Annotated in this window: 15 protein-coding genes and 1 riboswitch; of the genes, 4 read left to right on the top strand and 11 right to left on the bottom strand. The window is 56.1% G+C overall.

From position 1 onward, the window contains the following. The first annotated feature begins 109 nt into the window (after nucleotides 1–109). The 3 genes from QNN88_RS17320 to QNN88_RS17310 are packed head-to-tail and all read left to right on the top strand — an operon-like array spanning nucleotide 110 to nucleotide 3,071. Nucleotides 110–871: an endonuclease/exonuclease/phosphatase family protein gene (locus QNN88_RS17320; RefSeq protein ID WP_414241305.1), complete on the top strand. Its 762-nt coding sequence runs from the start codon at nucleotides 110–112 to the stop codon at nucleotides 869–871. Beyond that, on the top strand, nucleotides 868–2,109 hold the full coding sequence (gene clsB, locus QNN88_RS17315; RefSeq protein ID WP_414241304.1) for a cardiolipin synthase ClsB: 1,242 nt from the start codon (nucleotides 868–870) through the stop codon (nucleotides 2,107–2,109). Before QNN88_RS17320 ends, clsB begins: the two co-directional genes overlap by 4 nt. Further along, nucleotides 2,109–3,071, top strand: a complete 963-nt coding sequence (locus QNN88_RS17310) for a lysylphosphatidylglycerol synthase domain-containing protein (protein ID WP_414241303.1) — start codon at nucleotides 2,109–2,111, stop codon at nucleotides 3,069–3,071. Before clsB ends, QNN88_RS17310 begins: the two co-directional genes overlap by 1 nt. Before the next feature lie 92 nt (nucleotides 3,072–3,163). On the opposite strand, the gene QNN88_RS17305 is transcribed toward QNN88_RS17310, so the two are convergent. The 6 genes from QNN88_RS17305 to moaA form a co-directional block, all read right to left on the bottom strand. Next, entirely contained in the window at nucleotides 3,164–3,868 is a 705-nt protein-coding gene (locus tag QNN88_RS17305) for a Bax inhibitor-1 family protein (protein WP_414241302.1), read from the bottom strand. A gap of 54 nt (nucleotides 3,869–3,922) precedes the next feature. Then, entirely contained in the window at nucleotides 3,923–4,375 is a 453-nt protein-coding gene (gene moaE / locus QNN88_RS17300; protein WP_414241301.1) for a molybdopterin synthase catalytic subunit MoaE, read from the bottom strand. A gap of 1 nt (nucleotide 4,376) precedes the next feature. Then, nucleotides 4,377–4,622, bottom strand: coding sequence for a molybdopterin synthase sulfur carrier subunit (moaD, locus tag QNN88_RS17295; RefSeq protein ID WP_414241300.1), 246 nt, complete (start codon nucleotides 4,620–4,622; stop codon nucleotides 4,377–4,379). After that, complete coding sequence (gene moaC, locus QNN88_RS17290) at nucleotides 4,615–5,100, bottom strand: cyclic pyranopterin monophosphate synthase MoaC (RefSeq protein WP_414241299.1); 486 nt, start codon at nucleotides 5,098–5,100, stop codon at nucleotides 4,615–4,617. Before moaC ends, moaD begins: the two co-directional genes overlap by 8 nt. A gap of 2 nt (nucleotides 5,101–5,102) precedes the next feature. Continuing rightward, on the bottom strand, nucleotides 5,103–5,615 hold the full coding sequence (gene moaB, locus QNN88_RS17285; protein ID WP_414241298.1) for a molybdenum cofactor biosynthesis protein B: 513 nt from the start codon (nucleotides 5,613–5,615) through the stop codon (nucleotides 5,103–5,105). A gap of 24 nt (nucleotides 5,616–5,639) precedes the next feature. Then, entirely contained in the window at nucleotides 5,640–6,629 is a 990-nt protein-coding gene (gene moaA, locus QNN88_RS17280; protein WP_414241297.1) for a GTP 3',8-cyclase MoaA, read from the bottom strand. Further along, nucleotides 6,617–6,760, bottom strand: a riboswitch (molybdenum cofactor riboswitch). Its footprint overlaps the gene before it by 13 nt. Before the next feature lie 267 nt (nucleotides 6,761–7,027). Here moaA and yvcK point away from each other — a divergent pair. Continuing rightward, nucleotides 7,028–7,936 carry a uridine diphosphate-N-acetylglucosamine-binding protein YvcK gene (gene yvcK / locus QNN88_RS17275; RefSeq protein WP_414241296.1) on the top strand — a complete coding sequence of 303 codons (909 nt, stop codon included), beginning with the start codon at nucleotides 7,028–7,030 and terminating at the stop codon, nucleotides 7,934–7,936. Between the two features lie 93 nt (nucleotides 7,937–8,029). On the opposite strand, the gene uvrB is transcribed toward yvcK, so the two are convergent. The 5 genes from uvrB to bioB form a co-directional block, all read right to left on the bottom strand. Continuing rightward, nucleotides 8,030–10,051: an excinuclease ABC subunit UvrB gene (uvrB, locus tag QNN88_RS17270; RefSeq protein ID WP_414241295.1), complete on the bottom strand. Its 2,022-nt coding sequence runs from the start codon at nucleotides 10,049–10,051 to the stop codon at nucleotides 8,030–8,032. A gap of 564 nt (nucleotides 10,052–10,615) precedes the next feature. Beyond that, nucleotides 10,616–11,302 carry a dethiobiotin synthase gene (gene bioD / locus QNN88_RS17265; protein WP_414241294.1) on the bottom strand — a complete coding sequence of 229 codons (687 nt, stop codon included), beginning with the start codon at nucleotides 11,300–11,302 and terminating at the stop codon, nucleotides 10,616–10,618. Next, on the bottom strand, nucleotides 11,295–12,050 hold the full coding sequence (gene bioC / locus QNN88_RS17260; RefSeq protein ID WP_414241293.1) for a malonyl-ACP O-methyltransferase BioC: 756 nt from the start codon (nucleotides 12,048–12,050) through the stop codon (nucleotides 11,295–11,297). Before bioC ends, bioD begins: the two co-directional genes overlap by 8 nt. Then, entirely contained in the window at nucleotides 12,034–13,191 is a 1,158-nt protein-coding gene (gene bioF / locus QNN88_RS17255) for an 8-amino-7-oxononanoate synthase (protein WP_414241292.1), read from the bottom strand. Before bioF ends, bioC begins: the two co-directional genes overlap by 17 nt. Continuing rightward, the gene (gene bioB, locus QNN88_RS17250; protein ID WP_414241291.1) at nucleotides 13,188–14,228 is read right to left on the bottom strand and encodes a biotin synthase BioB; all 1,041 of its coding nucleotides are present in this window, start codon (nucleotides 14,226–14,228) and stop codon (nucleotides 13,188–13,190) included. Before bioB ends, bioF begins: the two co-directional genes overlap by 4 nt. Between the last annotated feature and the right edge of the window lie 47 nt (nucleotides 14,229–14,275).

The raw sequence follows: 14,275 nt of genomic DNA, 5'->3' as shown, positions 1-14,275 counted from the left end.
GTCTAATGACTCAGAGTACCGCACTTTACGGAAAATTCCGTAACACCGCACCTTTTTGTGATGCCGACTACACTATTTCAATCAGGAGAGTGACGCCGACAGGAGAAATATGACCGGACATACACAGCGATTTTCATTCAATGTACTCACCATTAATACCCATAAAGGCTTTACCGCCTTTAACAAACGCTTCATTTTACCGGAGCTGCGCGATGCTGTTCGCACGGTGGGTGCCGACATCGTTTGTCTGCAAGAGGTAATGGGCGCGCACGAGGTCCATCCGCTGCACGTCGAGAACTGGCCGGATACCACTCACTACGAATTTCTCGCCGACACCATGTGGAGTGACTACGCCTATGGGCGCAACGCCGTCTACCCGGAAGGTCATCATGGCAATGCGGTGCTGTCACGCTATCCTATTGAACATTATGAAAACAGAGATGTTTCGGTTGCGGGCAGCGAAAAACGCGGTGTGCTCTATTGTCAGATTGTTCCACCGCAACTTGGAAAATCGATTCATGTGATGTGCGTACATCTCGGTCTGCGCGAAGCACATCGGCAGGCGCAGCTTAAATTGCTTGGCGACTGGGTCAACGCCCTGCCCGACGGCGAACCGGTGGTAGTGGCCGGTGATTTTAACGACTGGCGGCAGAAGGCAAACCGTCCGTTAAAAACGTCTGCCGGGCTGGAAGAGATTTTTACCCGCGCCCACGGTCGGCCAGCGCGCACCTTTCCGGTGAGTCTGCCGCTGCTGCGCCTCGATCGTATTTACGTCAAAAATGCTAACGCCAGTGCGCCGACGGCGCTGCCGCTGCGTAACTGGCGACACCTGTCTGACCATGCCCCCCTTAGCGCGGAGATCCATCTATGAAATGTGACTGGCGTGAAGGCAACCAGATCCAGTTGCTGGAAAACGGCGATCAGTTTTATCCCGCCGTATTTGAGGCCATTGCCGAGGCTGAGCAAAGGATCATCCTTGAGACCTTCATCTGGTTTGAAGATAAGGTCGGTAAACAACTGCATGCCGCCCTGTTGAAGGCGGCACAACGCGGCGTGAAGGCCGAAGTGTTGCTGGACGGCTACGGCTCACCGGACCTGAGCGATGCGTTCGTCAATGAACTGACCTCAGCAGGCGTGGTGTTTCGCTACTACGATCCGCGGCCACGGGTGTTCGGTATGCGGACCAACGTCTTTCGCCGCATGCACCGCAAAATTGTGGTGATTGACGCCCGTGTGGCGTTTGTCGGCGGGATTAACTATTCCGCCGAACATATGTCCGACTATGGGCCAGAGGCCAAGCAGGATTACGCGGTGCGTGTCGAAGGGCCCATTGTGGCGGACATTCTGCAGTTCGAAGTGGAAAACCTGCCCGGTCAGAGTGCGGTGCGTCGCTGGTGGAAACGCCATCATCAGGCAGTGGAAAACCGTCAGCCCGGTGAAGCACAGGTGCTGTTTGTCTGGCGCGACAACGACGAACACCGTGATGATATCGAGCGTCACTACCTGAAAATGCTCACCCAGGCGCGGCGCGAAGTGATCATTGCTAATGCCTACTTCTTCCCTGGCTACCGGCTGTTGCACGCGATGCGCAAGGCTGCCCGTCGTGGCGTACGGGTGAAGCTCATTGTGCAGGGCGAGCCGGACATGCCGATTGTGAAGGTGGGCGCGCGCCTGTTGTACAACTATCTGGTGAAAGGCGGCGTCCATGTCTATGAATACCGGCGTAAACCACTGCACGGCAAAGTCGCGCTGATGGATGACCACTGGGCGACCGTCGGCTCCAGCAATCTTGACCCTCTGAGTCTGTCGTTGAATCTGGAAGCGAACCTGATTATTCACGATCGCCAGTTTAACCAGACGCTGCGCGACAACCTTAGCGCGATTATCGCCAGGGACTGTAAACAAGTGGATGAGTCGATGCTGCCCAGACGCACCTGGTGGAACCTCACCAAGAGCGTGCTGGCGTTCCACTTTTTACGCCATTTCCCGGCGCTGGTCGGCTGGCTTCCGGCACATACGCCGCGTCTGGCGCAGGTTGATCCCCCCGCCCAGCCCGAGATGGAAACCCAGGATCGGGTAGAGGTTCAGAACACAGGAGCTAAACCCTGATGGCAAAATCACATCCACGCTGGCGGCTGGCGAAAAAAATCCTGACCTGGCTGTTTTTTATCGCCGTGATCGTGTTGCTGGTCGTCTACGCCAAAAAGGTGAACTGGGAAGACGTCTGGACGGTGATCCGCGACTACAACCGGATTGCGTTACTCAGCGCGGTCGGGCTGGTGATCCTCAGTTATCTGCTGTACGGCTGCTATGACCTGCTGGGGCGCGCGTATTGCGGACATAAACTGGCGAAGCGGCAGGTCATGCTGGTGTCCTTTATCTGTTACGCCTTTAACCTGACGCTCAGTACCTGGGTCGGCGGTATCGGTATGCGCTACCGCCTCTATTCACGCCTCGGCCTACCGGGAAGCACCATCACCCGCATTTTTTCGCTCAGCATCACCACCAACTGGCTGGGGTACATTCTGCTTGGCGGGATCATCTTTACCTTCGGTGTGGTGCAGCTTCCGGCTCACTGGTATATCGATGAGGGTACACTGCGTATTCTCGGCGTGGTGCTGTTGTTGGTGATTGCCGTCTATATGTGGTTTTGCGCCTTTGCTAAACATCGTCATATGACGATCAAAGGGCAGAAGCTGGTGCTGCCTTCATGGAAGTTTGCGCTGGCGCAGATGGGAATTTCCAGCGCCAACTGGATGGTGATGGGGGTAATCATCTGGCTGTTAATGGGTCAGGATGTGAACTACTTCTTCGTGCTGGGCGTACTGCTGGTCAGCAGTATCGCGGGGGTGATTGTGCATATTCCGGCCGGGATTGGCGTGCTCGAAGCGGTGTTTATCGCGCTGTTGGCAGGTGAACATACCTCGCAAGGCACGATTATTGCCGCCCTGCTCGCCTACCGCGTGCTGTATTACTTTATTCCCTTGCTGCTGGCGCTGATTTGCTATCTGGTGCTGGAGAGTCGGGCGAAGAAGCTACGGGCCAAAAATGAGAAGGCGATGGCAAAATGACAAATCTTTGCCTGATGGCGCTACGCTTATCAGGCCTACAGGATCATTTTTGTAGGCAGGATAAGGCGTAGCCGCCATCCAACACAACGAACTCAGCGGCGATTGCCGAAGATACGCAGCAGCATCAGGAACAGGTTGATAAAGTCCAGATACAGCGTTAACGCGCCGAGAATCGAATATTTACGCAGGTTAGAACTGTCGCGCACGTCGATTTGCTCGCCGATGTTTTTCAGCTTCTGGGTGTCATAGGCGGTCAGGCCGACAAACACCACCACCCCGATATAGGTCACCGCCCACATCAGCGCCTCGCTTTTCAGCCAGAAGTTCACCAGCGACGCCAGAATGATACCGATCAGCGCCATGAACAGCATGTTGCCCCAGCCGCTCAGATCGCGCTTCGTGGTGTATCCCCACAGGCTCATTACACCAAACATCCCACCGGTGACCACGAAGGTGCTGGCAATCGAGGAGGCGGTGTAAATGATGAAGATACTGGAAAGCGTCAGACCGGTGAGTACCGAATAGAGCATAAACAGCGTCGTCATCACCCCCGCACTGAGTCTGTTAACCAGACCGGACAGCACAAAAACTACGGCTAATTGTGCAATGACCAGACCAAAGAAAAAGAGTCGGTTGGTATAGAGTAGCTCCATAAAGGCGCTGGAGTTCGCCGCATACCACGCAATAAACGCAGTAAGCAGCAACCCGACCGTCATCCAGCCATACACCTGCGCCATATACGTTTGCAGGCCTGAACGCGCCTGCACTATCGATTCGGATCGTGGAAATCGGTCCATTTCAATCTCCTGATTAAAAGTGATAACTCAGACTAAGCGTATCACATTATTGTACTACCAGCGTTTGGCGGCCTGCTGGTCGCTGTCGCGAGCGTCCACCCAGCGTTCGCCTTCTGGCGTCGCTTCACGCTTCCAGAACGGCGCACGGGTTTTCAGATAATCCATGATGAACTGCCCCGCCTCAAATGCGCTGCTACGATGCGCGCTGGTCACGCCGACAAAGACAATTTCATCGCCTGGCCACAGTTCGCCAATCCGGTGAATCACCGTGACGCGCCCCAGCGGCCAGCGAACGCGTGCCTGTTCAACAATCTCCGCCAGCGCTTTTTCCGTCATGCCTGGATAGTGCTCCAGCGTCAGCGCCTTTACGCTGTCGCCGAGATTATGGTTGCGCACTTTACCGGTGAAGGTCACCACCGCGCCGTCTTCGTCGCGTTCCGCCAGCCAGGGATACTCTTCCCCTACGCTGAAAGGCGCTGCCCCGACAACGATTTTGGTTTCGCTCATCTCAGCCTCCCGTGACCGGAGGAAAGAACGCCACTTCATCCCCGTCAGTGAGCGGATGATCAAAGCTCACCAGCGTCTGGTTGACCGCCGCCAGCAGTTTGCCGTCTTCCAGCGCCAGCGCCCAACGATGGCTGTTAGCCGCCAGATGCTGACGCAGAGCTTCCACCGTCGGGAACGCTGCCGCGACGTCCAGCGTATCCGTACCCACCAGTTCGCGAACCTGGGCGAAGAACAAAACCTTAATCATTCGAATCCGCCTTAAAATCACCAGACTTGCCGCCGCTTTTCGCCAGCAGTCGTACCGGGCCAATCACCATGTCTTTCTGCACCGCTTTGCACATGTCGTAGATGGTCAATGCCGCTACCGACGCTGCCGTGAGCGCTTCCATCTCTACGCCGGTTTTCCCGGTGAGACGACACAGCGATTCAATACGGACACGGTTGTGTTCCGGCTGTGCCTGGAGCTGGACTTCCACTTTGCTCAGTAACAGCGGGTGGCAAAGGGGGATCAGTTCCCAGGTCCGTTTGGCAGCCTGAATCCCGGCGATACGCGCGGTGGCGAACACATCGCCCTTATGGTGGCTGCCGTCGATAATCATGGTCAGCGTTTCGCTGCGCATGGTGACAAAAGCTTCCGCGCGCGCTTCACGCACGGTCTCGGTTTTTGCGGAGACATCAACCATGTGCGCTTCGCCGGCGGCGTTAATGTGAGTCAGTTGCGACATACTTATTTCTTCAGATGTGGGTGAAAATTACAGGGACGCGTACGGGCATCCAGCTGCGGGGCAATAATATTGTCCCACGCCGTGCGGCAGGCTTTCGTCGAACCCGGCATCGCGAAGATGAGCGTTTTGTTCGCGACACCCGCCACCGCGCGTGACTGCAACGTCGCGGTGCCAATCTCTTCAAACGACAACATGCGGAACACTTCGCCGAAGCCTTCCACTTCGCGATCAAACAGCGGCAGCAGCGCTTCCGGTGCCTGGTCGCCATCAGTAAGACCCGTGCCGCCGGTGATCAACACCACCTGCACCTCTTCACTGGCAATCCACGCCGACACCTGCGCGCGAATGGCATAGCGGTTCTCTTTGACAATCGCTTTATCGATAACCTGATGCCCCGCTTCCTGTGCGGAATCACGCAGGAAATGACCAGAGGTGTCGTCCTCTTCGCCACGACGATTCGATACCGTCAGAATAGCAATGCGGGTCGGGATAAATTCAGCACTTACCTGACTCATGGAAAACTCCTTGTTCACGCGGCGTTAACCGCCGATGTATGAGAGGTTCTGGGTAATACCGGTGTTGTTCTGGTGCAGAAAATGGGTCTGCTTTTTCTCACGCAACGCCTGCGAAATGCGCGTTTCCAGCGCGGCTTGCTGTGTATCGTCTTCCAGCAGATCGCGCAGGCTAACGCCGCCCTCGCCGAACAGACAAAGATGGAGTTTACCCACAGAGGAGACGCGCAGACGGTTGCAGGTTGCACAAAAGTCTTTTTCGTACGGCATTATGAGGCCGATTTCACCCTCATAATCAGGATGACAGAAGACCTGGGCCGGGCCGTCGCTGCGCTGGCGTAGCTGATGGATCCAGCCGCGTCGCAGGAGTTCATCGCGTAACACCTGACCAGAGATGTGATGTTTGCGGAACAGATCGCTGCCCTCGCCAGTTTCCATCAGTTCGATGAAGCGCAGTTGAATAGGACGCGTCTGGATCCAATCGAGAAAGGTATCGAGCTGATGATGGTTCACATCGCGCATCAGCACGGTGTTGACTTTAACTTTTTCAAAACCGGCATCAAACGCGGCGTCGATGCCCGCCATCACCTGCCGGAATTTATCCTGCCCGGTAATCGCGTGGAACTGACGCGCATCGAGGCTATCGACGCTGACATTAATGCCGGTCAAACCAGCCTCGCGCCAGTGGGCGGCATCACGCGCCAGACGGTAGCCGTTAGTGGTCACCGCCAGTTGACGAATCGCTTCGTTCTCGCGCACGGCGGCAATGATATCGGTGAAATCCCGGCGTAAAGAGGGTTCGCCGCCGGTCAGGCGCACTTTTTCGGTGCCCAGATTCGCGAAGGCGCGGGTTACCCGACGAATTTCATCGACGGTCAGAAAACCCTTATTGGTGACGCCGCCGGGCTTGTAGCCGTCCGGCAGACAGTAGGTGCAACGAAAGTTACACACGTCGGTAATCGACAGGCGCAAATAATAGAACTTGCGTGCAAAAGCATCGGTCAGTTGTGAGGCCATGTACACCTTTCCAGATACGGGAGGCGAAGTCATTTCTTCCTGCGCCCTGGTGGCAACGCGTTTTGCATTGTCACGGCCAAAGCACCGTATCAAATGACTTAGGTGCAGAGGCTAGAGTGTTTATAGTGGTTATGCCGATACTAGCGCGTAAACAGGCAATATGCCATTTACACTTTACGCTATATAATCATAAACATAACGCCATGATCGTGCTAATTCGCTACAGAATAAGCAAAATGAGCACTTTTGCATTGATGTACATCATCTCGATCTCAGGGCAGCCTTATCCGAAAGAGGTAGCCTGTAAGAATTTATTTTACTGACTCGCCGTTGGTGAATTGCTGAAAAGCCCTTGTTTGCGCTACTGTAGCGCGGTAAATCTGACTTCAGGAATTTTTATGCGCAATCGTACGCTGGCTGACCTGGATCGTGTCGTGGCTCTCGGCGGAGGGCATGGATTAGGACGCGTTCTCTCTTCCCTCTCCTCTCTGGGCTCACGCCTCACCGGTATCGTGACCACTACCGATAACGGCGGCTCGACGGGCCGTATTCGCCGCTCGGAAGGGGGAATCGCCTGGGGCGATATGCGCAACTGTCTCAACCAGTTGATTACCGAACCGAGCGTCGCTTCCGCCATGTTTGAGTACCGTTTTGGCGGTAATGGCGAACTTTCCGGTCATAACCTCGGAAATCTGATGTTAAAGGCGCTCGATCACCTGAGCGTGCGGCCTCTGGAAGCCATCAACTTAATTCGTAATCTGCTGAAAGTGGACGCGCATTTAATCCCCATGTCGGAGCTGCCCGTTGACCTGATGGCGATCGACGATCAGGGACATGAAGTGTACGGTGAAGTGAATATTGATCAGCTCACCTCGCCCTTGCAGGAACTGATGCTCTCACCGAAGGTTCCCACAACCCGGGAAGCGGTCCAGGCGATCAACGACGCCGACCTGATTATTATCGGTCCGGGCAGCTTTTACACCAGCCTGATGCCGATTCTGCTGCTCGATGATCTCGCGCAGGCGCTGCGTCGCACGCAGGCGCCGATGGTTTATATCGGCAATCTGGGCCGGGAATTGAGCATCCCCGCCGCAAGCCTGACGCTTATCGATAAGCTAACCATTATGGAGCAGTATGTCGGCAAGAGAGTCGTTGATGCGGTTATCGTCGGACCGAAGGTGGATGTCTCTGCGGTCAGCGACCGGGTGGTGATTCAGCAAGTGCTGGAAGCCAGCGATATTCCTTATCGCCATGACCGCCAGTTATTACACAGCGCGCTGGAGAAAGCCGTCCAGGCGCTGCGGTAAAGAGTTTATTGCCTGATGGCGCTACGCTTATCAGGCCTACTGATCACATCGAGCAGGCCGGATAAATGGTTTACACCGTCATCCGGCAATCTGTCACGACGCGGCGATAAACAGCTCGCGCAGCTGATGCAACTGATCGCGGATCTGCGCGGCCTCTTCGAACTCCAGATTCTGCGCATGCTGCATCATCTGCCCTTCCAGTTCGTGAATCTTCTGCTGCAGCGCTTTTGGCGTCATATCCATTTCCACCACGTCCGTCTTCGCTCCCGAACGCGACTTGCCTCGGCCCTTCGCTTTGGTTTTCGCAATGTTCTGCCCCAGCGCCAGAATATCGACCACTTTTTTATTGAGGCCCTGCGGAACGATGCCGTGCTCTTCGTTGTACTGCTGCTGTTTCTCACGACGACGCTCGGTTTCGCTAATCGCTTTCGCCATTGAGGCTGTAATTTTGTCGCCGTAGAGAATCGCTTTCCCGTTAATGTTACGCGCCGCGCGACCAATGGTCTGAATTAGCGAACGTTCGGAACGCAGGAACCCTTCTTTGTCGGCGTCGAGAATCGCCACCAGCGATACCTCAGGCATGTCGAGACCTTCACGCAACAGGTTGATCCCCACCAGCACATCAAACTCGCCCAGACGCAGGTCACGAATGATTTCCATACGTTCGACGGTATCGATATCCGAGTGCAGGTAGCGCACCCGTTCGCCGTGCTCTTCCAGATACTCTGTCAGATCTTCCGCCATGCGTTTGGTCAGCGTGGTCACCAGCACACGTTCGTTGATCTCTGCACGTTTGCGGATCTCCGACAGCAGATCGTCCACCTGTGTTGCCACCGGACGGACTTCGATGACCGGATCCAGCAACCCTGTCGGACGCACCACCTGATCGACCACATCACCGCCGGATTTCTCGAGCTCATAGTTACCCGGGGTCGCAGACACATAAATGGTTTGCGGTGCCAGCGCTTCAAATTCTTCAAATTTTAACGGGCGGTTATCCAGCGCCGACGGCAGACGGAACCCGTACTCCACCAGCGTCTCTTTGCGCGCCCGGTCGCCGCGGTACATCCCGCCAATCTGCGGGATCGTAACATGCGATTCATCCACCACCAGCAAACCGTCGGCGGGAAGATAATCAAACAACGTCGGCGGTGGTTCGCCCGGCCCGCGCCCGGACAGGTAGCGCGAGTAGTTTTCGATCCCCGAGCAGTAGCCCAGTTCGTTCATCATCTCCAGATCAAACTGGGTACGCTGGCTCAGACGCTGCTCTTCCAGCAGTTTGTCATTAGCGAGGAGGATTTTGCGACGTTCAGCCAGTTCGACTTTGATCTCTTCCATCGCCTGCACAATGCGCTCGCGCGGGGTCACGTAGTGCGTTTTAGGGTAGATGGTGTAGCGCGAAATAGTGGACTCCACCTGCCCGGTCAGCGGGTCAAACAGAGAAAGACGCTCCACCTCTTCATCAAACAGCTCCACACGCAGCGCGATGTCGTCGGACTCCGCCGGGAAGATGTCAATCACCTCCCCGCGTACGCGGAAAGTTCCTCGCTGGAAAGCCTGATCGTTACGGGTGTATTGCAGCTCGGCCAGTCGACGCAAAATGGCGCGCTGATCGATGATCATGCCCACCGTCAGGTGCAGCATCATTTTCAGGTATAAATCCGGATCGCCCAGACCATAGATGGCGGAAACGGAAGCCACAACGATTACGTCACGACGCTCCAGCAACGCTTTGGTGGCGGACAAACGCATCTGCTCAATGTGCTCATTCACCGACGCATCCTTTTCGATGAACGTGTCAGAGCTGGGAACGTAGGCTTCCGGCTGATAGTAATCGTAGTAGGAAACGAAATATTCGACCGCGTTATCCGGGAAAAACTCTTTCATTTCGCCGTACAGCTGCGCCGCCAGCGTCTTGTTGGGCGCCAGCACCATCGTCGGGCGCTGCAGGTCCGCAATCACATTGGCGATGGTGAACGTTTTCCCTGATCCCGTTACGCCAAGCAACGTCTGATGCGCCAGTCCGTCCTCCAGTCCCTCTTCCAGACGGCGTATCGCCTCGGGCTGATCGCCGGACGGTTTAAATGCGGAATTCAGTTTGAACGGTTTACTCATGAGCAGCTACCTGAAGGAATGAGCGGGCAGGTGTGTAATTTTACTCGCAGGGGATAATATTGCCAGTAAAATATACTGGATGAAAAAACAGTAACACCTCATAAAATTTGTGTTACGCATGGTAAAAGCGGACTGGAGTCGGCTAAAATTTCACCACTGGCAAGATATTACACTGTGAAGCGGGTTTATCCCCAGACCATTGACCAGGTTAACATTGTCAAGATGTGTGATGAAAGTTTTATTGCATTCCATGACCGCCATATGACAGCCATTGATTTTATCTAACTCGTTGTAAAATATATGATATTTCATAAAGACGGCTTTCGCACCAATTCGGCTGGAAGCCGCGTATTCTCTCGCTTGCCTTGTGTTTTCTAACTCTAATACACAAGGTTATCCACAGGAATGGTGGATAACTGCCTGCAGGCCATATGGTCTGCCGCCTGGCAAATTCCCGGTCCAGCCTGCCAGAGCGCCCATAAAAAAAAATTATCGCTAAATTTTGATTTTTATCAGCTAACGGAGCGCGTCTGGCAGACGAGATCTTGCTCGCAATTTCGCCTTTTATTCACCTGCAAGCAAAGCGAGATCCAGATATTGTCCTGTGGCCGCCTTTTCTGCTCCGGCTTCCAGCCACGGGATTTCACCTAACAGCGGCGCAGGGATAACCCGCTGAAGCGTCGCCATGTACTCACGGTGGCGTTTCCCCGGCGGCGTGACGTCATTCGCCACCCACCCGACAAGCGGAAGTCCTGCCTGCTGTACCGCCTGCGCTGTCAGCATGGCATGGTTTATACACCCCAGCTTCACACCGACGACCAGGATCACCGGTAAGCGCTCGCTCTGCACCCAGTCGGCGAAGGTAAAATCTTCCGCAAGCGGGGTAAACCAGCCGCCAGCACCTTCTACCAGCAGCCACTCAGCCTGTGCCTCCAGCGCGTGGAGTCCTGCGGACATTACGTCTGCGTTGATGGGGCGGCTCTCATCGGCGCTGATGATATGCGGCGAGGTAGGTTCCGCGAAGGTATAGGGATTCACCGCCGCATAATCCAGCGCCAGACTGCTGTTGCGCTGAAGCGCCAGGGCGTCGCTGTTGCGCAGCCCCTCAGGCGTCATGTCACTGCCTGATGCCACCGGCTTATACCCGGCCGTCCGGTAACCCAGGCTGCGCGCCGCCTGGAGCAGCGCACAACTGGCGACGGTTTTGCCGACTTCCGTATCGGTACCGGTGACAAAATAACGGTTAATCACGTTCAATCACTCCTGCAAAAAGATGGTAGGTCAGAAGATACTTTCCCTGCCGCTGGGGCCAGGCCAGTTGAAGCTGCTGCAATTGCGCGCGGGTTAAGACGCGCGACTCGCGCCCCTCATGCAAATGGGTCGCGCCGATGCCTTTCAGCGAACGCATGGCGCTCAGGGCGTCATCAAACTCCAGCGTCAGGGAGAGAGCGTGATGATGCCCTTGCCAGCCTTGCATCGCATCACACAGCGCCTCATGGGATAAAAACCGGTTGCCATGCGACCGGTTATCCACTGCCTGCCAGGCCTGATGAAGCTCCGGCAGCGAGTTCTGGGCCAGCGTGGTGAAGGCCACGCAGCCACCGGGGCGCACAACCCGGTGCAGTTCGCTCAACGCATCACGCAGAGTGTCACACCACTGCACAGCCAGATTGCTCCAGGCCAGATCAAACGTTGCGCTGGCTAACGGCAGCGACTCAATGTCACCGGCAAGATAATGATGCGCCACACCCTGACGACGCGCCTCGTCCAGCATCCGGGCGGAGAGATCCAGCGCAGTCACCTGACTGCCCTGGTCACGCCAGTAGCGACTCAGACGGCCCGGCCCGCAGCCGGCATCCAGCACCTGCAAAAACGGGCGTTGCGGCAGCAATCCCAGCAGCGCGTCGGCGCTCAGGCGCTGCAATGCGGCATGTTGCTCATAGTGCGCTGCCGCCCGGCCAAACGCCGCCGCGATTGCCTGTTTATTCACCAGCACCATGCAGCACCTCCAGCAAACGGTCGATATCCTCAGGTTCATGCGACTGGGTTAACGTCAGACGCAGACGAGCCGTACCGGCAGGCACGGTTGGCGGGCGGATCGCCGTGACCCAGCATCCCCGCTCACGCAATGCATTTGCCAGCTGCAGAGCGCGTGCGTTTTCGCCGACAATGAGCGGCTGGATCGCGCTGTGTGATTCTGCCAGCGTAAAATCTGCGGGATTAACTGCCGAGCGAAAACGCTGGATCAGCGCAGTCAGTTTCTCCCTGCGTGCATCACCTTCCGGGCTGCGAATCACCGAAAGCGACGCCTGTAACGCCATCGCCTGCGCGGGCGGCATGCTGGTGCTGTAAATCAGATGACGGGCGAACTGCAACAGATAGTCGGCAACGCTTTCAGAACAGAGAATCGCCGCACCGCTGACGCCAAAGCCTTTGCCGAAGGTCACCACTAACAGCTCTGGTTTTACCCGCTGCTGCCAACAGCTCCCACGGCCCTCTTCTCCGCTCACGCCAATGCCGTGGGCATCATCCACCATCAGCCATGCTTTACGCGCCTGTGCGGCCTGCTGAATGTCCGCAAGCGGCGCATTGTCGCCATCCATGCTGAACACGCCTTCGGTTACCACCAGTTGTCGCCCGGAACAGGGGGCGTCAAGCAGGCGCGTGAGATGCGAGGCGTCGTTATGGGTAAAGCGGCGAAGCTGGGCCGGGCAAAGACTGGCCGCTTCCAGTAGCGAAGCATGGCTGAGACGGTCAGCGACAATCCGGTCATCCTTTTCCATCAGCGCCGCTATCACTGCCTGATTGGCGGCAAAACCGGAGATAAACAGCAGCGCGCGCGGATAGCCCAGCCAGTCGGCCAGTTCCTCTTCCAGTTGCTGATGGGCAATGGAGTAGCCGCTGACGTGGCCCGAGCCGCCGCTGCCGACGCCAAACTGCTCCGCCCCCTGCTGCCAGGCGCGGACAATCTGCGGATGGTGACTCAACCCCAGATAATCATTGCTGGAAAAATTGAGATAGAGCTGGTCATTCGTCTCCAGCCAGCGACCGGCGCCCTGCGCTACCGCGTAACGTCGGCGCAAAGTATCCGCCGAACGACGCGCCGCCAGCGCATCGTCGATTTTTTGTTGCCAGATCATACAGCAGCTGCGTTGTAGTAATCGTCAGTATCCGGTGTCAGCAATGCCTGCTCCAGACGCGCACGCTGCTCGTTATCCCCGGCGAGCACCGCCGTTTGCTGCGGGTTCAGCCCCAGCTTATGGAAAAGCTGGAGATCTTTGTCCTCTTCCGGGTTTGGCGTGGTGAGCAGTTTGCAACCGTAGAAAATAGAGTTGGCACCAGCCATAAAGCACATGGCCTGCGTTTGCTCATTCATCTGCTCACGACCGGCGGACAGGCGCACATACGAGGTCGGCATCATGATGCGTGCCACGGCAATAGTGCGAATAAAATCAAATGCATCGACGTCATCGTTATCCGCAAGCGGCGTACCTTTCACCTTCACCAGCATGTTAATCGGTACGCTTTCCGGCGGGGTCGGCAGATTTGCCAGTTGCAGGAGCAGCCCGGCGCGGTCAGTCACCGTTTCACCCAGACCGACGATGCCACCGGAACAGACCTTGATCCCGGCTTCACGCACTTTATCCAGCGTGTCGAGACGCTCCTGGTAGGAGCGGGTGGTGATGATGTTGCCGTAAAATTCCGGCGACGTATCAAGGTTGTGGTTGTAATAATCCAGCCCCGCCTCCGCCAGCCGTTGCGCCTGTGATTCATCAAGCGTGCCAAGCGTCATACAGGCTTCCAGCCCCAGCGCTTTCACCCCCTGAACCATTTGTTGCAGATACGGCATGTCACGCTCATGCGGGTTCTTCCAGGCGGCTCCCATACAGAAACGGGTGGAACCGGCGTTCTTCGCTTTACGCGCCGATTCCAGCACTTGCTCCACTTCCATCAGGCGCTCGGCTTCGAGACCCGTTTTATAGCGCGAACTTTGCGGGCAATATTTGCAGTCTTCCGGGCAGGCACCAGTCTTGATCGACAACAGCGTACTGACCTGCACCTGGCGAGGATCAAAATGCTGACGGTGGATTTGTTGGGCCTCGAACAGGAGATCCAACAACGGTTTTTCAAATAATTCGGTGACTTGCGACAGCGTCCAGCGAGAATGAGTGGTCATAATTTTATACGTTTTGTTGTGAGAACGATGTAGACTCGTAAACCTAA

This window comes from Citrobacter sp. ANG330, from assembly GCF_047467925.1.
Taxonomy (GTDB): Bacteria; Pseudomonadota; Gammaproteobacteria; order Enterobacterales; family Enterobacteriaceae; genus Citrobacter_A; species Citrobacter_A amalonaticus_G.
Note: the sequence above shows the minus strand (reverse complement) of the source record. Positions and strands in the feature narration are given on the sequence as shown.